Genomic DNA, 17,353 nt, shown 5'->3' on the forward strand with positions numbered 1-17,353 from the left:
AGAGTTTTCTGGCCTGCCAAGCTGGGGACGAGACTTGGCTGGTTGATTATTGATTGATTATTTTCCGGTATCCCGACCGGCAAAAAAGAAAGAAGCGGCGCCATGGCGGAACGTTCTCAAAACCTTCAGGATCTTTTTCTCAATACCGTTCGCAAACAGAAGATCTCGTTGACGATTTTTCTTATCAACGGTGTTAAGCTGACGGGTGTTGTCACCTCTTTTGACAATTTCTGTGTCCTCTTGCGTCGCGACGGTCATTCGCAGCTTGTCTACAAGCACGCGATTTCCACCATCATGCCCGGCCAGCCGATGCAGATGTTCGAAAGCGAAGAGAACGCTGCCTGAGGGTAACGCTCGTTTTCCGATATTCTCTTGATGATGTCGGGAACGTTTGTGATCTTACCAAGTTTTGATTGATACACCGCCCGCATCGCTGCGGTCGGTGTTACCTGTGTTTCTGGATAAGGCTGAGCCCATTTCGACGCGCGACACCTCAAACGAATCGATCATTCCGGAGCTGGAAAAGCACCGCGACGACATGCGCGCGGTTGTTATCATCCCGGTCCTCAAGCCCACGCGTGAAAATCGCGATGCCGCTCAGGTGCCCGCAGCACCGTCTCGCTCCGTCGAGGCCAAGCTGGAAGAGGCCAAGGGTCTGGCACTGGCGATCGATCTCGAGGTCACGCAGGGGTTGATCGTGTCGGTCAACCAGCCACGTCCGGCCACCCTTTTTGGCACCGGCAAGATCGAGGAAATCGGTCATCTCCTGGAAGAGACCAATTCGGGTCTGGTGATTATCGATCACCCGCTGACACCGGTGCAGCAACGCAATCTCGAAAAGCAGTGGAACTCGAAGGTCATCGACCGCACGGGTCTCATTCTCGAAATCTTCGGCCGCCGCGCTTCCACCAAGGAAGGCACGCTGCAGGTCGATCTTGCGCACCTGAACTACCAGAAGGGCCGTCTGGTCCGAAGCTGGACCCACCTTGAGCGTCAGCGCGGCGGTGCGGGCTTCATGGGTGGTCCGGGTGAAACGCAGATCGAGGCCGACCGTCGCCTCCTGCAGGAACGTATCGTGCGGCTGGAGCGTGAGCTGGAACAGGTTGTCCGCACCCGCCAGCTTCACCGCGCCAAGCGCCGCAAGGTGCCGCACCCGATTGTTGCGCTGGTTGGTTACACCAACGCCGGCAAATCCACGCTGTTCAACCGCATCACCGGCGCGGGCGTGCTGGCTGAAGACATGCTCTTCGCCACACTCGATCCGACGCTGCGTCGCATGAAGCTGCCGCATGGCAGAACAGTCATCCTCTCGGATACCGTCGGTTTCATCTCCGACCTGCCGACCCACCTTGTTGCTGCCTTCCGCGCAACGCTGGAAGAGGTGCTGGAAGCCGACCTCGTTCTGCATGTTCGAGACATGGCCGATCCTGACAACGCCGCACAGTCGGCCGATGTCCTGCGTATTCTCGGCGATCTCGGCATCGGTGAGAAGGAAGCGCAGGAGCGCATTATCGAGGTCTGGAACAAGGTCGACCGGCTGGAGCCGGAAGCCCATGACGCCATCATGCAGCGGGCCGAGGGCCGCTCCGACATCCGTGCCGTTTCGGCAATCACGGGTGAGGGCGTCGATGCGCTGATGGACGAAATTTCCCGTCGTCTTTCCGGCGTGCTCACGGAAACCACGGTGACGCTGCCCGTCGACAAGCTGCCGCTGCTCTCGTGGATCTACAACAACTCCATCGTCGATGGCCGTGAAGACAACGAGGACGGTTCGGTTTCGCTGGATGTCAGACTGTCGGAAACGCAGGCGGCCGAGCTGAATCGCAAGCTGGGCATCTCTGCAAAAGTTGAGCCCGAAGACTGGGAAAAGTGAAGCGCATTTGCGCAAAAACGTCACTTTATAGAACCGAATACCCCAAAATACGGCTTTCGCGCATGGCAGATATGCGCGAAACAACGGCTCGTGATGGTCACTGTTAGCATTTCCTCAGTCTGTTGATGGGATAGTGCTCATCCTAGATGATGAGCCAGCCGATGTTGCCACCGTTAGATCTCGAAACTGTCCTGCTGCTGCATAAACTGTCGTTTTTCGTTGCCGCCGTCTGTTTCCTTTATGCCCGTTCGCAATCGAAAGAGAGTGTCGGTCTCGGCTTTCTGTCCCTCGGCTTCCTGCTGGTCGCAGCATCCTCCACCCTCATCGGTTTCGGCAAGATCGTTCCCGGCCTGAACTGCGCGCTGATCGTCACCGGCAATCTTGCCGGAATGTGCGGTTATGCAATCTTCTGGATCGGCATGTGCCGCATCAGCAGTCAGCGCAAAAGGGCAGGCGAGTGGTGGATCTTGCTTCTGCCGGTCCTCGTCGGTGCGATCCTTGCGCTGGCGGGCTGGTATGGCGACCTGGTGGCACGAGCCTCCGTATTCCAGTTCACGGCCGGTTTTCTGCTGGCCGCAGCCGCCTACACCGTTATCGCCGACCGCAAGAAGGAGCCGCTCCCTGTCCGCCGTCCGCTTGGCGTCACCATCGGGCTGACGGCATTTTTGAGTTTCGTCGTGGTCATCGGCCTGCAGTTTCCGACCGTCGCCATCATCGCGCCGCGCAATGCGTTCTTCCTGTCCATCATCTGCCACTTCGCCATAGCCGTCTTCGTTCTGGCGCTGGTCAAGGAACGGGCGGAAGAGGGGCTGCGCCGTCTGGCCGATCTCGACCTTCTGACCGGCATTGCCAACCGGCGTTCCTTTTCCACCCGTCTGCGCGACAACATGCTGCCGGGCGACGCGATCGCCATGATCGACATCGACCACTTCAAACGCATCAATGACCGGTTCGGCCATCTGGCCGGAGACGACGTGCTGGCATCGGTTGCGGCCGGATTGCGCGAACGGGTCGGCGCCAACGACCTTCTCGCCCGCTTCGGCGGCGAGGAATTCGTGCTGTTCATGCCGGGCATCGGCAAGGAAGATGCAATGGCCTTCGTCGCAAGGCTGCGCGCCGAAGTCAGCGCCATCATCCACGACCTCGACGAACAGGTTGTCGCCGTAACACTGAGCGCCGGGCTGTCGGTCTGTGAGGAAAAAAGCCTGTCAGCACAGGCGCTGATCAAGATGGCCGATACGGCGCTCTATGCCTCGAAAGCTGCGGGCCGCGATCGACTGACATTTTACCGCCCGGAAGATTTCAACCGTATCACCCCACAGGCCGTGCGCCAGGCGGGATGAGGTCATAGACCGGCTCAGCCTGCGAGCGAACGCTCGATGTGCTTGGCCGCTTGCCACAGATCTTCCATGCGCTCCAGCGTCGCCGCTTCCAGGGTTTCGCCATTTGTTGTGAGCGATGTTTCGATGTGATTGAAACGTCTGCGGAATTTCGTATTGGTGCCGCGCAGCGCGTTTTCCGGGTCGGTCTTGACGTGACGGCCGATGTTGACGAGCGCGAAAATCAGATCGCCGAGCTCATCGGAGACTTTCTCCGGTTTGCCTTCCGCCAGCGCCTCGCGCAGCTCCGCGATCTCTTCTTCGATCTTGTCGAGGATCGGGGCAGGGTCCGACCAGTCGAAGCCGACGCGTGCGGCCTGTTCCTGCAGTTTCAGCGCCTCGGTCAAGGCGGGCTGGCTGCGCTGCACGCCGCCGAGAAAACCGGCCTTGAAATCCTCGGTAATGCCGCGGCGCAGGCGCCGTTCGGCGCGTTCGCGTTTTTCTTCGGCCTTGATCCGGTCCCACTGCAATTTGACGGTGTCAGGCGTGTCGGCATCCGAAACGTCGAAGACATGCGGATGGCGACGGATCATTTTCGAGGTCACGGCATGTACCACGTCGCCAAAGGAGAATTCACCCATCTCCTCAGCGATGCGGGCATGGAAAACCACCTGCAGCAGCAGGTCCCCCAATTCTTCGCAAAGATCGTCCGTGTCCTTGCGCTCGATGGCGTCAGCGACTTCGTAAGCCTCTTCGATCGTGTAGGGCTTGATCGTTTCGAAGGTCTGCACGATGTCCCACGGGCAGCCGGTTTCCGGCTGGCGCAGGGCCTCCATGATCTCGATCAGACGGGAAATATCCTTCGAGGCTTCCATCGGCATGTCTTTACTTCCCGGTTCAGTTGAGCGGAATGTTGTTGTCGGTCTTCGATGCCTGGTAGCTGTTCGAAAGATCGTCATAGGCGGCCTTGATGCGGGCCGTCTGCGCCTTCAGTTCGCTTTTCAGCGGGTCGGCTTCGCTCTCCACCAGGTCGGAGATGAAATAGGAGTTCCAGAAGGCATTGTTGCGGCGGTATCCTCCGGGCTCCAGACCGAACACTTCCTTCAGGATTTTCAGGTCGTGCGGAATGGCGAAAGCGTCGCGCGAATCTTCGTGGCTGAAGAACGAGTAGAAATTGTCGAAACCGGCCCAGGTGATCGCCGACATGCACATGGTGCAGGGTTCGTGCGTCGACAGGAAGATCAGGTCCTTGGTGTTGAGCTTTTCGCCAAGTTCATAAAAGCGCTTGAGGGTGTGGACCTCACCGTGCCAGAGCGGATTTTCCAGCTCGTTGTTGGTTTCGGCAATGACCAGAGACAGGTCGGACTTGCGCAGAATGGCGGCGCCGAAAACCTTGTTTCCAAGGCTGACACCGCGCGCCGTCAGCGGCAGGATGTCGTGTTCGATAACGTCGAGAAGGCGGGCGGCGATGGTGTTGCTGGCCACGGTGATCGTCCTTTGTGCCGGCGGAACGGAAAGCGGCTTCCGAGCGGAATGCCGTTAGAAAACAATGTCCTCTTTTTTGGCTCGAAGCCGCTTTTGTCAAGGGATGCAAGGCGGGATTCGTCTTGGGTAAAAACCCTTGCGGTTGGATTTCCTCAAAAACCCCACCGGTCGAGAAATAAAAATCCAACCGCGCGAACGGCATGAATTTCTGTTTCTTCATTCCTCGCGGCAAATGCGGGATACATGTGGCATGAATAATCATACCCGCTTTCCGCAAGCTGATGAACGGCTCTCCACTTTCCCCGCGTTTTTCCGCGTTGAAGGCAAGGTCGTTATCGTGTTCGGAAATGGCGATGAAGCTTTCGCCAAGGTCCGGCTGCTCTCCAACACCAACGCACATATCGTCGCTTTTGCCGATCAGCCTGAAGACGCATTCAAGCGTTATCTCCTAGAGAACGGTATCGATTATCGCCCGCTCGCCTTTTCCGCCGAGTTGATCGATGGCGCAACACTGGTCTTTGCCGCGACCGGCGATGAAAGCCTGGACCGCCAGATCGTGACGGAAGCGCGTGGCAGAAAAATTCCGGCCAATGCGGTCGATCAGCCTGCGTTTTGCGATTTCTTCACGCCCGCTCTGGTCACGCGTGCGCCTGTTGCCGTTGCCATCGGCACTGAAGGCGCCGGCCCGGTTCTCGCGCAGATGATCCGGGCGCGTATCGACCAGATGCTGGCACCGTCGCTTGGCAGGCTCGCACGCCTTGCCGTCGATTATCGCGATGCAGCGGAAGACAATGTTCCGAAGGGCGCTCTGCGCCGCAACTTCTGGCGTCGGTTCTTCTCCGGCCGCGTCGCGGATGCGGTTGCCGTGGGTGATGAAACCGCTGCTCGCCGTAGCGCGGAAAGCCTGCTGCAGTCGCCTGAACGCAGCGAAGGCCATGTCTGGCTGGTCGGTGCAGGTCCGGGCGCGGAAGATCTTCTGACGCTGCGCGCCCAGCGCGTTCTGATGGAAGCCGACGTCATCGTTTATGATGCGCTGGTTCCGCAGGCCATTGTCGATATGGGCCGCCGTGACGCGGAGCGTCTTTCTGTCGGCAAGCGCAAGGGCTGTCACACCAAGTCGCAGGACGAGATCAATCGCCTGCTGGTGCGCCTGGGACAGGAAGGCAAACGCATCGTCCGTCTGAAATCCGGCGACCCCCTGGTCTATGGCCGTGCAGGTGAAGAAATGGCGGCTCTGCGCCATGCCGGTATCGGTTACGAGATCGTACCCGGTATCACCTCGGCCTTTGCTGCGGCTGCCGATTTCGAATTGCCGCTGACACTGCGTGGCGTTGCCTCGTCGCTGATCTTCACCACCGGTCACGACCTGACCGGCGACGTGCTGCCCGACTGGGCACGACTGGCCGTTTCGGGTGCGACGATTGCTGTCTACATGGGCCGCAGCGTTGCCGCTTCGGTCGCGACCCGCCTGATGGATGCCGGTCTTGGCATTGAAACCACGGTTGCCGTGATCGAAAACGCCAGCCGTGCCGATCGCAAGCTGCTGCATGGCACATTGAAGGATTTGCCCGATCTGGAACATCGTGATGAACTGACCGGCCCGGTCATGGTTATCATCGGCGATGCCGTCGCGGGCGCCAATTTTGACAGGTCTGAGGCTCTTGCTCTTTCGGCAAGAACCAGGGACCTTAAGCGGGAGTATGAGAATGGCTGACAAGGTTTTGACCGCCAACCGTCTGGACGATGGCATTGCCGTCTGGCTGGATGCCAATGGAGAATGGACGGAAAACCTCCAGAACTCCCTGGTGGCGCGCCATGCGGAAGCCGTTGCTTCGCTGGAGGAAATCGGCAAACGCGATTTTTCCGCCAACAAGGTCGTTGACGTCAACATTGTCGATGTCGTCGAGGAAAATGGTCGCCTGTGGCCGACCCGCCTGCGCGAACGCATCCGTGCGGCCGGCCCTACCGTTCAATACGCCACCGGCTTCAAGCCGGCCGATGCAGCATTTATCGCAGTCTGAGGAATACGATGTACCGTTACGACGAGTTCGACCACGCTTTCGTTCAGGGCCGTGTTGAGCAATTTCGCGATCAGGTGGCCCGCCGCCTGTCCGGAGAACTCGCTGAAGATGCCTTCAAGCCGCTGCGCCTGATGAACGGTGTCTATCTGCAATTGCACGCCTACATGCTGCGTGTTGCCATTCCCTATGGCACGTTGAATTCAAAACAGATGCGTATGCTGGCGCACATTGCCCGCAAGTATGACCGTGGATACGGCCATTTCACCACGCGTCAGAATATCCAGTACAACTGGCCGCGCCTGGCCGACACGCCGGATATTCTTGACGAGCTGGCCAGTGTGGAAATGCACGCGCTGCAGACCTCGGGAAACTGCATTCGTAACGTCACCGCAGACCATTTTGCCGGTGCAGCCGCCGATGAAGTGGCCGATCCGCGTCCTTACGCCGAAATCCTGCGCCAGTGGTCGTCGGTCCACCCGGAATTTTCGTTCCTGCCGCGCAAGTTCAAGATTGCCGTCACGGGTGCGGAGCGTGACCGCGCCGCCATTCAGGTCCACGATATCGGTCTGCATCTGAAAAAGAACGACAAGGGCGAGATCGGCTTTGCCGTTTACGTCGGCGGCGGTCAGGGCCGCACGCCGATGATCGCCAAGAAGATCCGCGACTTCCTGCCGGAAGAAGACCTGCTGTCCTACACCACGGCCATCATGCGCGTTTATAACCTGCACGGCCGCCGCGACAACAAGTACAAGGCGCGCATCAAGATCCTGGTGCATGAGACCGGTGCGGAAGAACTGGCGCGCCAGGTCGAAGTTGAATTTGCCGAACTGAAGAACGGCGAACTCAAGCTGCCCGACGCCGATATCGCCGCGATCACCACCTATTTCGCTCCGCCGGAACTGCAGGACCGTTCGGAAGGCTGGGAAAGTCTGGCCCGCTGGAAGCGTGCCGACGAAGGTTTCGCACGCTGGGTCGAGCAGAACGTCGCGCCGCACCAGCATCCCGACTACGGCATGGTGACGATTTCGCTGAAGCCGATCGGCGGTATTCCGGGTGATGCCTCGGATGCGCAGATGGATCTGGTGGCCGATATCGCCGAAGAATATGCCTTCGACGAAATCCGTATCAGCCATGAGCAGAACATCATCCTGCCGCATGTGGCGCTGGCCGATCTGGAGCCGGTTTACCGCGCGCTGGTCGGTGCGGATCTGGCAACCGCCAATGCTGGTCTCATCACCGACATCATTGCCTGTCCCGGCTTGGACTATTGCGCGCTTGCCAATGCACGCTCTATTCCGGTTGCCCAGGAGCTTTCGCTGCGTTTCGGCGCACCGGAGCGTCAGGCTGAAATTGGCGAACTGAAGATCAAGATTTCCGGCTGCATCAATGCCTGCGGTCACCACCATGTCGGCCATATCGGCCTGCTTGGCGTGGAAAAGAAGGGTGCTGAACTCTACCAGATCACGCTTGGCGGTTCCGGAGACGAAAACACGTCGATCGGCGAAATCATCGGTCGCGGTTTCGAACCGGAAAAGGTCACCGACGCGGTGGAAACCATCGTCGATACCTATCTCGGTCTTCGCCAGTCGAAGGAAGAAACCTTCCTCGAAGCTTACCGCCGTGTGGGCCCGCAGCCGTTCAAGGATGCGCTCTATGGCTCTGCCGCCGAAGCCGCCTGAGGAGACCAAGACGATGACAAAGATCTGGAACGAAAGCGGTTTCGTCGAAAACGATCCTTGGGTGATCGAAACGGAAGAGGTGAAGGCCGAGGACGGCCAGAAGGCCCTTCTGCCGCTCGACGCCTTTCTGACGCGGGTGGGTGAAAGCAACGATATTGGTCTGGGCGTGCTGATTGCGCCCGCCGACGACGTGACGAAGCTTGAGCCATATCTCGACCGTATCGGCCTGGTGGCGGTCAGCTTCCCGGCCTTCAACGACGGGCGTGGTTTCAGCCATGCCTCGCTGTTGCGCAGCCGTCTCGGCTTTACCGGCGAGGTGAGGGCGGTTGGCGATGTGCTGATCGATCAGGTGCCCTTGATGTTGCGCACCGGCTTCACCAGCTTTGCAGTGACCAACCAAACCGCGATCCGCCGCCTGTCGGAAAACCGGCTTCCGGCGATCGACGTCTATTACCAGCCGACGGCCCGTGCCGCGACCGGTAACGAGACCTATAGCTGGCGACGCCGCGTCGCTGTGTGACGCGTCGCCATGGAAATATGAGTTTCAGATACATATTTCCTGAATGCATGGCAGTATTGGCATTCTCATGCCTTCAAAACCGGGCAGAAATGGTATAATTGCCCGGTCGGAGAATGTCGCTTATCGAATATGGACGGAACTAGAAATGAACGCGCCAGCCAAGACGGAAGATTTTGCGATCAAGATACCTGATGGTGTTTACGCCGAGACGGTTCTTTCGGTAGAGCATTACACCGATCACCTGTTCCGCTTCCGCATGACGCGGCCGGCCGGTTTCCGTTTCCGTTCCGGCGAGTTTGCCATGATCGGCCTGATGGTTGGCGAAAAGCCGATCTACCGTGCTTACTCCATCGCAAGCCCGGCCTGGGATGAGGAACTGGAATTCTTCTCGATCAAGGTTCCCGATGGTCCTTTGACCTCGCACCTGCAGGCCATCAAGCCCGGCGACACGGTCTTGATGCGCAAGAAGCCGACAGGCACGCTGGTTCTCGACGCGCTGACCCCCGGCAAGCGCCTTTACATGCTTTCCACCGGTACCGGCATTGCGCCCTTCGCAAGCCTGATCCGTGACCCGGAAACCTACGAAAAGTTTGATGAGGTCATTCTGACCCATACCTGCCGCGATGTGGCCGAACTGAAATACGGTTTCGATCTGGTCGAAGAAATCAAGAACCACGAGTTCCTGAACGAAATCGTCGGCGACAAGCTGAAGCTCTACTCCACGGTCACCCGTGAAGATTACGCCTTCACCGGCCGCATTACCGACCTCATCGAAAACGGCAAGGTGTTCGCCGATCTTGGCGTGCCTCCTTTCGATCCGGCGATCGACCGCGGCATGATCTGCGGTTCCTCAGCCATGCTGAAGGACACCAAGGCGCTGCTCGAAAAAGCAGGCCTGACGGAAGGCGCCAATAACAAGCCGGCAGAATTCGTCATCGAACGTGCATTCGTCGGCTAAGCCGCGCCACAGACCGAGATTTTGAAGGAGGCCCAACGGCCTCCTTTTTTATTGGCCGTGTGATACCTCTGCCGCCTCATCATGCTCCTTCGGCGCGATTTCGTTGCGGTAGATGAGAAAGAGGCCGATGGCGATGGCCGAGATACCGCCGCCGACGAGATGGGACAGGGAGTAGCCACCCTGCGTCACCAGCCAGCCTGCCACCACGTTGCTGAGCGACGCGCCGATGCCCTGTACTGTCATGACGCTGGCAAGGCCGACATTGAAGCGTCCGGTACCCTTGAGAATGCGCTCGGCTGCCACAGGTGTGACGATGCCGAGCAGACCAGCACCGATACCGTCCAGAAACTGCACCGGAAAGATCACCCAGAAATCCGTGAAGGCCGATGCCAGAAAACCCCGGATAGGCAGGGCAATCAGCGCAATCAGAAACACCGTTGCAAGTCCGAAACGGCGGATCAGCCAGGGTGCCAGGGCAGCAACGAAGATCATCGCGAATTGCGCGACGCCGGTGATGATCGCGGTGGTGCGGAACGGCGTCTGCAGTTCGATGGCGAAGTCCTGGGCGATCAGCCGGCCCATTGGCGCATTGCCGAAATGAAAGACCAGCAGAATGATGGCGAGGAAGATCAGGCCGCGTTCCTGCAGCAGCACCTTGAAACCGGAAGGGCCGGGCTCGCCCTTGTCCTCGCCAAGACCGCGCGCCACCTTGTGATCGATACGGTGCGGATCGATGGCGGCGGTTGCGATGAGCGCGCCAACAGCCGTGAGCAACATCAGGCCGATGACCCCATGCAGGCCGAAGAAGGACACGGCGACATAGGTCGCAAACAGCGAGGCGAAGTTGCCGCCATGGTTCCAGAACTCGTTGCGCGATATCTGGTGTGAAAACAGGCGCTCACCGACAAGGCCAAGCGTGAGGCCGGCAAGGGCAGGTGCGACGACAGCACCCACCACGGCGGTCATGATCTGCCCGGTCCAGACGATCCAGACATCGGGAAAGATCAGAGTGATGAGGGCGCCGATGGTGACCAGCACCACAGGCACGGCAATCAGCATCCGTTTCCAGGTCGTGCCATCCACCAGTGCGCCGCAGAGCGGCGTGGCGATCAGGCCGACCAGGCCGCCAACCGTGGCAATGAGACCGAGAGACAGCGAAGACCAGCCATTCGTGGCAAGAAAGGCATCGAGAAACGGACCGAGCCCATCCCGTGCATCGGCAAGAAAGAAGTTCAGCGCAGCAAGCGCAAACAGGGTGCGGTCAGATAGGCCGCCGGCTCGCGGCGCACCGCCGGAGGAATGACCGGCCGAGGGGCTGCCTTGCGGCGCAGAAACGCTGAGGGCCGTCATGAGAAGTGCTCCGGAAATATAGCGGTGGTGATGCTTGGCGTCATCGAGGTTCGCGAAGAACAGATGCCGCCGGATTTGGTTGCATTGGAAAACTAAAAAGCCTGATCGCGCATGTTGCTTGTAAAAACCGGTGAAAAGCCTGCCTTGGCACAGGAACATTTGTCCGGCTCAGCGAGTTACCGTCCGTCTAAACTTACGGATCGACGCCATGAAACGCACAGCCGCAGTCCTGTTATCACTCGCCGGTATCGTGGCAGCCCAGCCCGCTGCCGCTGACGAAAGCGCATTTCTCTCGTCCCTTGAAGGCACGTGGACGGGCAAGGGAACGGTCATCACCCGCATCGGTGCACCGGCTTTTTCGGTGAATTGCACGTTGAATTCGGATGCCCGAAGTGCTGCCCTGAGCATGTCAGGCAATTGCCGTGGACTGGTTGTCGTCAACCGCGCCATCGCGGCCGACCTGACCGCCAGCGGGGCGCGCTACACCGGCACCTACACCGGTCCGTCTGGCCGTCCTTCGGCGCTGTCTGGCAATCGCCGGGGAAATGCCATCAACCTGACTGTGCGCTGGAACCGCGATATCAATGGTGACCGCGTGGCCGCAATGACCATCGAAAAGGTCGGTGCGAACGGCCTCAGACTGCGCACAACCGACAAGGACGGCAAGACCGGCAAGACGGTGGTGACAAGCGATATCCGACTGGTGCGGTAAGCCTTACGCGGCAAGCGCGTCCGCAACCATTGTTCTGTTGCGGCCGGTGTTCTTGGCTTGGTAAAGCGCAACATCGGCGCGGGCATAGGCGGAAGAAAAGCTTTCTCCGGGATTGATCACGGCCAGACCGAAGCTTGCGGTAATCGGCAGATCGCTGTCGCAATCGGCAAACAGTGCCGGAACACCTTCACGGATCGTCTCGACCAGTTTCAGGGCATCCTTCATGTCCGCCCTGGACAGGAACAGCGCAAACTCTTCCCCACCCATACGTGCGGCAAGGTGATCCACGCCCGCAAAGCTATCAATATGGTCGGCAAAACGCTTGATCACGGTGTCACCGGCAGCATGGCCGAAGCGGTCGTTGACGGTCTTGAATCGGTCGATATCGGTGACGACGACAATTCCGCGTGGAGTGTGGCGAAGTGCGATCCGCCTTTCCACTTCTTCTTCAAAACCACGCCGGTTCAATACACCCGTCAGGTAGTCATGGCGGGCCTGGCGTTTCAGTTCCTTGGCAAGATCGGCCGCCACGATCATCAGCGTCAGAATGCCGGTTCCGATCATGCCGGTCGGCGTGCCGATCGACAATACGACGATAAAGCTGGCGTCGGCGATTTCGCCGCCCGCCCGCGCGAGCCAGGCGGCAATTGCGACACTGCTGATATACAGGCCATAAACGGTGAGAATGCGCCGGACGGTCAGCGCAATGCCGGTGGCGCCGCGCAGGGTGTAAACGATGATGCCCACGAAGGCGGCGTCGGCAATGGCGGTCGCCATGCGCGAAAACATGCGCCATTCGGTCAACTGGAACGCCCAGGCTACGAGAATGAACAGGGTCGAGACGATCCAGGTGATCGCGACACCGCGATTATCCCTGCCAGCCCTGAGCCGGAAACCCCAGGCCAGCAGCGCGAAACTGCCGATGGAGGCATGGCAGGCCAGCATCGCCGTCAGATATTGCTGCTCCGGCATCAGCCCGCCAACGATGCGCAAACCGTGGCCGATGGCCGACGACATGAAGGACAGCGCCCAGATCATCGCGTGTTGCTTCAACCCGAACTGACGCCACGCCAACAGAAGCGCGACGCCAAAAAGCAGGCTCACGACAACAATGCTCAGCGATGTGACGACGGTGGAAAGCATAAGCCGTTGGACAGGTTGTAAATGGGAAAAACGCCGTAGCGAGGCGCCCTTATATCGTCAGACCTGGGCGAATGACAATCCGCTCTCTGTTCACAGTATTGTCCTGCGTCAATGACGCGCAAAGCAGACGGATGATTTCTAAGTGAAATCAATCAGTAGAGGACAATGATCCGAGACTTCCGGACGGGTCACGACATCGAAATTGTCGATGTTTACGGCCGGATTGACCAGCATGTAGTCAGCATAACGGTTCTGTTTGGTGTAGTGGGAGGTGCGCGTGCTCGTAAAACCACGCCCCGTTACCAGTTCCACCAGATCGAGTTCTTTCAGCACGGCGAAGGTCTCGCTGTCTGGCAGAACGTTGAAATCGCCGCAGACGATGATCCGGTCGCCACCCTCTGCGACGTTCCGCACGAGCCGGACGAGGCGTTGTGCCTGCGCCAGTCGCTCCGGCGTGTCCTGTTTGCCCTGGAGATCCCGGAGCCCGTGCATATGGGCGATCACGACCGGCCGTCCCGTCGCAAAATCGAAAACACGAATGGCATGTGCGGTACGTGAGCGCGGATGCGCGCCATATCCATCGGCGGAAAACGCCCCGTGCACGAAACCCTGTGCCTGTCCGATCACGGCAATGGATTTGCGCACGAAGGTCGCCAGTCCCCATTGCGAGTCATATCGCGTCTCGCCTTCCCAGAGATCGCCCTGTGCTGCCGGGCAAAACACGGCCAGATGATCGGGCAGGGTAGCGGCCACATCGCGGAGCATATTGGCCCGCTGCACCAGATCGGTGCCATGATCGCGATACATCAACCACGCCTGCGTCGCCGCTGGCGTATGAATGACTTCCTGCAGGCAGAGAATATCCGGATCGGCCGCCGCGAGATAGGCAATCATCTCCCCATGCAGTTTTCCACCCCAGCCGTTCAGGCAAATCAGACGCATTCCCCCTCCATCACCGCAAAACTCCCGAAGTCACCTGTAGCACGGAATGCCCATCCAGAACGAAAAAGGCCCGGATCGCTCCGGGCCTCGAACATAAGGGTCAGAACCTTCGCGAGATGCCAGCCTTGGCGCCCGCCGATCTTTCGCCATCGCCTTCGATGTTGAATAGCAGTCTGCCTTCGACCGACCAGGCATCGTCGGTTTGCCAGGCGGCACCGATCGAGACAGATCCGAACGCGCCGGAGCCGTCCAGGCCCGAATAACCGCCCGTCAGGCCGATCTTCGGTGTCAGCTTAGCGCCGTCGTCAAACGTGAAGGAGCGGGCAATTTCTGCCCCGAGGCTGACCCGGAATTGTTCCTCGTTGAAACCTTCGATGGTCAAGGCATCCCCGGCCTCGTTTCTGACGGTGTAATCGTCGACATTTTCGGAGAAATAGACGGCACGAAGTCTCGGCGTCAGGCTCATGTCGTTTCCGAGATCGAGCTGGCCCTCGATCGACGTATCCGCCATCCAGCGCGTCGTGTCGAAATCGCCATCCCAGAATTGCGTGTCGATCGTGTTCGACGATCCGCCATAACGCAGGCTGGCATTCCAGAACACGCCCTTGCCGATTTCAAATGATGTATAGGGACCAGCCAGCCAACCGTTGCCCGTCAGTTCCGCATCGGTATCGGTTGGGTCGGTCATGTAATCATAGTGGAACGACAGGCCGAGAAGAGCCCTGTCGCTGACAAGATAATCGGCGCCCATGTTGATCATGGCGAAACGGCCCCACTTCGAACCGTTGATATCCCTGTCGTTATGAGCAAGGAACGCGCCGTCGATCCAGATGTTGAAGGGCGATGCATAGCCGCCGCCAACACCATCAGACCGGTCACGGGCGGATTCCATCTGTGCAAGGCTCGTGGAGAAATTCACCGTCATGCCGTTTTCAGACGGCGTCATGTTGGCGGTCACCGGGTCGGAAGCCTGCGCTATCCGGCGGCGCTCCAGCAGACCAGGAACCTTGATCGCAGAAGAGATCATGCTCTGCCGGCTGCGCACGAAGTCATGCACGAGCGCGTCGATTTCGTTCGCGACCTCGGCAGGGTCGTAGTTGATGTTGTAAGTAACCGTGCCGGTGTTTGATATGCCGAGCGCACTGGTCAGGCTGAAATTCACCTGGACCCTGCCGGAATAGGCTGGATTGGGAGTAAACTTCAGATACCACCCGAGCGTTGTCGGTGTGGAGGACTGCGCGAACTCGCCGCGCACGATCGAGATCGTACCGGCATTGGCCGGTGAGACCGACACGATATCGGCAGAGACGAAGGGCCCACCGGTTGCCCCGCGTGTCAGGTCTACGTTGTTGGGTGTCGCACCCGCCGCGACCTCGACCGTCGTATCCGTGGCAGTGACCGAACGCGGTTTGACGGTCAATGTGTAGGTTGCCGTTCCAATCCCGTTGTTCTGGTCGGCGACCTGGATGGTGAAGTTGTAATCCTTGGCTTCGGCATTGGCGGTTACAGGCCCGGTAAGCTCGCCCGTCGCGGGGTTGAGCGATAGGCCGTCCGGCAGGACACCTGACGTCAAACTGTAAACAAGTGTTCCGTTCCCGCCGCTGGCGCTGATCGTCTGGCTGTAATCCTCGCCCACCATCGCATCCTTCAGCGTACCCGCTGCAGGCGACAAGGTCAGTGTCACCGGTACGGCGGCGACATTGAATACGTAAGCCCCCGAAACCGTAACACCGTTGGCGTCGGTTGCGGTCACGGTGAAACTGAAGGTTCCAGATGTGGTTGGCGTTCCGGTAATCGTGTCACCCGATAGCGTCACACCAGCAGGCAAGCTGCCTGATGTGACGGAATACAGATAGGGAGCCATGCCCCCCGAGGCTGAGAGAGACTGGCTGTAGGCGCTTCCGAACGTCGCGGCTGGAAGCGTGCCTGATGCTGGAGACAGCGTTATCGTTGGCGCGGTAACGGTTATCGTCACCGTCGCGGATGGCGATGTGCCATTGGCATTGGTGGCGGTATAGGTGAAACTATCCAGGCCGGAGTATCCGCTGACTGGCGTGTAGGTGATTGAGGTGTCTGCTGCCGCTGCGGTACCATGCGATGCACCCGAGGCGACTGCGACCGAGGTTGCCGCACCACCGCTGATATCGAGCGTGATCGTATTGCCAGTCGAATTTGCGGAAACCGTCGCTGAGACGTCATGAGCAACGGGCTCGAGAGCCGAGATCTGAAGCGTATAACTCGACGACACCATGAAACTGTTGGCATCGGTTGCGGTCACAGTGAAATTGAAGGGGCCGGAGGCGGTTGGCGTTCCGCTGATGATCCCGTTGGCCGTATTCAGGGAAAGGCCGGTCGGCAAACTTCCTGCCGTTATGGCGAAAGAATAGGGTGCAGCGCCACCCGAAGCGGTCATCGTCTGGCTATAGGCCGTACCAACCGTTCCGCCGGTCAATGTCGGCGGAGAAAGGGTGATCGTCGGCGCATGATACGTAAATGCGCCGACTAGCGTTGCAGTGCCGCCGGGCGTGGTCACCACAACGTCAGCCGCACCAGCGGCGTGTGCCGGCGTGGTGGCCGTGATCGATGTGGCGCTGTTGACAGTGATGCCTGTTGCAGCCGTGCCGCCGATCGTCACCGATGTCGCACCCGTCAGGTTCGTCCCGGTGATCGTCACCGTCGTACCGCCTGATGCAGGCCCCTGGGACGGACTTACGGATGTCAATGTCGGTGCACTGGATGTGCCGGTGCAGCGTACGGCAACCGTACTGATGTAGGTTCCAGTCGAAATCTGCAATCTGAGACCGGTTGAGGTCAGTTGGCTGGATGTGATTGTGTAGAAGTGGGGACCTGCCTCTTTCGCGCTGCTGTAATACGTCCCGTCATACGGATCGGAATAGTTGGCAGCCTGCACGAAAACGCGATCAGTTGCTTCGATAGGCGAATTTTTCGGGTCGCCACCATTGTCTGTATAGGAAACTGTGACTGTTTCATCACTGTTGAAGGAAGACGCTGCAAAAATCTGGCTGAAAGAGTTGGTATCCAGCGAGCTTAGCGTCGTACATGACGCCGACAGCGCGTAGGCATTGGATGTCCAGGAAGCAAAGAGCAGAAATAAAAGTGAGGCGATGAATCTCGACAGATAAAAGACTGAGAATCTAGTCCCGGAAAATGATGGCTCTCCTTCTCCATTCTTTCCGAATGTCAGGAATTTCGACGGTATATTGCTGATTTTATTGTTCATTTTTTCTGCTGCGGTCTTGCTTGCCGTCGATATCATCTTTTGGTGAATCAACTTGAGATGGTGCGATTCTCTGGAATACCTGCACGCAGCAATAGCGTTTTCCTTGCCTC

General features: G+C 58.9%; 15 protein-coding genes. 9 read left to right on the top strand and 6 right to left on the bottom strand.

Annotation, left to right across the window (positions count from 1 at the left end; translation table 11 throughout):
- Window positions 1-102: 102 nt before the first annotated feature.
- The 3 genes from hfq (at window position 103) to FY156_05695 (ending at window position 3,216) form a co-directional block, all read left to right on the top strand.
- On the top strand, window positions 103-345 hold the full coding sequence (hfq, locus tag FY156_05685; GenBank protein UXS01021.1) for an RNA chaperone Hfq: 243 nt from the start codon (window positions 103-105) through the stop codon (window positions 343-345).
- Window positions 346-538: 193 nt separating this feature from the next.
- Window positions 539-1,873, top strand: a complete 1,335-nt coding sequence (hflX, locus tag FY156_05690) for a GTPase HflX (protein ID UXS03032.1) — start codon at window positions 539-541, stop codon at window positions 1,871-1,873.
- Between the two features lie 161 nt (window positions 1,874-2,034).
- Window positions 2,035-3,216 carry a GGDEF domain-containing protein gene (locus tag FY156_05695; GenBank protein UXS01022.1) on the top strand — a complete coding sequence of 394 codons (1,182 nt, stop codon included), beginning with the start codon at window positions 2,035-2,037 and terminating at the stop codon, window positions 3,214-3,216.
- Window positions 3,217-3,230: 14 nt separating this feature from the next.
- On the opposite strand, the gene mazG is transcribed toward FY156_05695, so the two are convergent.
- Together mazG and FY156_05705 are read right to left on the bottom strand one after the other, a co-directional pair.
- Window positions 3,231-4,067, bottom strand: a complete 837-nt coding sequence (gene mazG, locus FY156_05700; protein ID UXS03033.1) for a nucleoside triphosphate pyrophosphohydrolase — start codon at window positions 4,065-4,067, stop codon at window positions 3,231-3,233.
- A 22-nt stretch (window positions 4,068-4,089) separates the two neighbouring features.
- Window positions 4,090-4,677: a nucleoside deaminase gene (locus tag FY156_05705; protein UXS01023.1), complete on the bottom strand. Its 588-nt coding sequence runs from the start codon at window positions 4,675-4,677 to the stop codon at window positions 4,090-4,092.
- A 250-nt stretch (window positions 4,678-4,927) separates the two neighbouring features.
- Here FY156_05705 and cobA point away from each other — a divergent pair, with 250 nt between their 5' ends.
- The 5 genes from cobA to FY156_05730 all read left to right on the top strand — a co-directional run bounded on the left by cobA (window position 4,928) and on the right by FY156_05730 (window position 9,855).
- Entirely contained in the window at window positions 4,928-6,391 is a 1,464-nt protein-coding gene (gene cobA, locus FY156_05710; protein UXS01024.1) for a uroporphyrinogen-III C-methyltransferase, read from the top strand.
- A complete protein-coding gene (locus tag FY156_05715; protein UXS01025.1) occupies window positions 6,384-6,698 on the top strand; it encodes a DUF2849 domain-containing protein in 315 nt (104 codons plus the stop codon). The genes cobA and FY156_05715 overlap by 8 nt, the downstream gene beginning before the upstream one ends.
- Window positions 6,699-6,706: 8 nt before the next feature.
- Complete coding sequence (locus FY156_05720; protein ID UXS01026.1) at window positions 6,707-8,377, top strand: nitrite/sulfite reductase; 1,671 nt, start codon at window positions 6,707-6,709, stop codon at window positions 8,375-8,377.
- Window positions 8,378-8,390: 13 nt separating this feature from the next.
- The gene (locus FY156_05725) at window positions 8,391-8,897 is read left to right on the top strand and encodes a DUF934 domain-containing protein (GenBank protein UXS01027.1); all 507 of its coding nucleotides are present in this window, start codon (window positions 8,391-8,393) and stop codon (window positions 8,895-8,897) included.
- Between the two features lie 145 nt (window positions 8,898-9,042).
- The gene (locus tag FY156_05730) at window positions 9,043-9,855 is read left to right on the top strand and encodes a ferredoxin--NADP reductase (GenBank protein ID UXS01028.1); all 813 of its coding nucleotides are present in this window, start codon (window positions 9,043-9,045) and stop codon (window positions 9,853-9,855) included.
- Window positions 9,856-9,903: 48 nt separating this feature from the next.
- On the opposite strand, the gene FY156_05735 is transcribed toward FY156_05730, so the two are convergent.
- Window positions 9,904-11,268: an MFS transporter gene (locus FY156_05735; protein ID UXS03034.1), complete on the bottom strand. Its 1,365-nt coding sequence runs from the start codon at window positions 11,266-11,268 to the stop codon at window positions 9,904-9,906.
- Between the two features lie 145 nt (window positions 11,269-11,413).
- Here FY156_05735 and FY156_05740 point away from each other — a divergent pair, with 145 nt between their 5' ends.
- On the top strand, window positions 11,414-11,917 hold the full coding sequence (locus tag FY156_05740; GenBank protein UXS01029.1) for a hypothetical protein: 504 nt from the start codon (window positions 11,414-11,416) through the stop codon (window positions 11,915-11,917).
- Between the two features lie 3 nt (window positions 11,918-11,920).
- On the opposite strand, the gene FY156_05745 is transcribed toward FY156_05740, so the two are convergent.
- The 3 genes from FY156_05745 to FY156_05755 form a co-directional block, all read right to left on the bottom strand.
- Window positions 11,921-13,060: a diguanylate cyclase gene (locus FY156_05745; protein UXS01030.1), complete on the bottom strand. Its 1,140-nt coding sequence runs from the start codon at window positions 13,058-13,060 to the stop codon at window positions 11,921-11,923.
- Window positions 13,061-13,198: 138 nt separating this feature from the next.
- Window positions 13,199-14,002, bottom strand: coding sequence for an endonuclease/exonuclease/phosphatase family protein (locus tag FY156_05750; protein ID UXS01031.1), 804 nt, complete (start codon window positions 14,000-14,002; stop codon window positions 13,199-13,201).
- A 100-nt stretch (window positions 14,003-14,102) separates the two neighbouring features.
- Complete coding sequence (locus FY156_05755; GenBank protein UXS01032.1) at window positions 14,103-17,243, bottom strand: autotransporter domain-containing protein; 3,141 nt, start codon at window positions 17,241-17,243, stop codon at window positions 14,103-14,105.
- Window positions 17,244-17,353: the final 110 nt, after the last annotated feature.

Origin of the sequence: Agrobacterium tumefaciens (genome assembly GCA_025559845.1) — a bacterium.
In the GTDB taxonomy this organism is placed as follows: domain Bacteria; phylum Pseudomonadota; class Alphaproteobacteria; order Rhizobiales; family Rhizobiaceae; genus Agrobacterium.

Bases quoted from the DNA above. Each gene is read 5' to 3' on its own strand.
- FY156_05730 (UXS01028.1), top strand. From the start codon at position 9,043: ATGAACGCGCCAGCCAAGACGGAAGATTTTGCGATCAAGATACCTGAT.
- FY156_05695 (UXS01022.1), top strand. From the start codon at position 2,035: ATGTTGCCACCGTTAGATCTCGAAACTGTCCTGCTGCTGCATAAACTG.
- FY156_05750 (UXS01031.1), bottom strand. From the start codon at position 14,002: ATGCGTCTGATTTGCCTGAACGGCTGGGGTGGAAAACTGCATGGGGAG.
- FY156_05740 (UXS01029.1), top strand. From the start codon at position 11,414: ATGAAACGCACAGCCGCAGTCCTGTTATCACTCGCCGGTATCGTGGCA.
- FY156_05725 (UXS01027.1), top strand. From the start codon at position 8,391: ATGACAAAGATCTGGAACGAAAGCGGTTTCGTCGAAAACGATCCTTGG.
- cobA (UXS01024.1), top strand. From the start codon at position 4,928: ATGAATAATCATACCCGCTTTCCGCAAGCTGATGAACGGCTCTCCACT.
- FY156_05745 (UXS01030.1), bottom strand. From the start codon at position 13,060: ATGCTTTCCACCGTCGTCACATCGCTGAGCATTGTTGTCGTGAGCCTG.
- FY156_05720 (UXS01026.1), top strand. From the start codon at position 6,707: ATGTACCGTTACGACGAGTTCGACCACGCTTTCGTTCAGGGCCGTGTT.
- FY156_05715 (UXS01025.1), top strand. From the start codon at position 6,384: ATGGCTGACAAGGTTTTGACCGCCAACCGTCTGGACGATGGCATTGCC.
- mazG (UXS03033.1), bottom strand. From the start codon at position 4,067: ATGGAAGCCTCGAAGGATATTTCCCGTCTGATCGAGATCATGGAGGCC.
- hfq (UXS01021.1), top strand. From the start codon at position 103: ATGGCGGAACGTTCTCAAAACCTTCAGGATCTTTTTCTCAATACCGTT.
- FY156_05755 (UXS01032.1), bottom strand. From the start codon at position 17,243: ATGAACAATAAAATCAGCAATATACCGTCGAAATTCCTGACATTCGGA.
- hflX (UXS03032.1), top strand. From the start codon at position 539: ATGCGCGCGGTTGTTATCATCCCGGTCCTCAAGCCCACGCGTGAAAAT.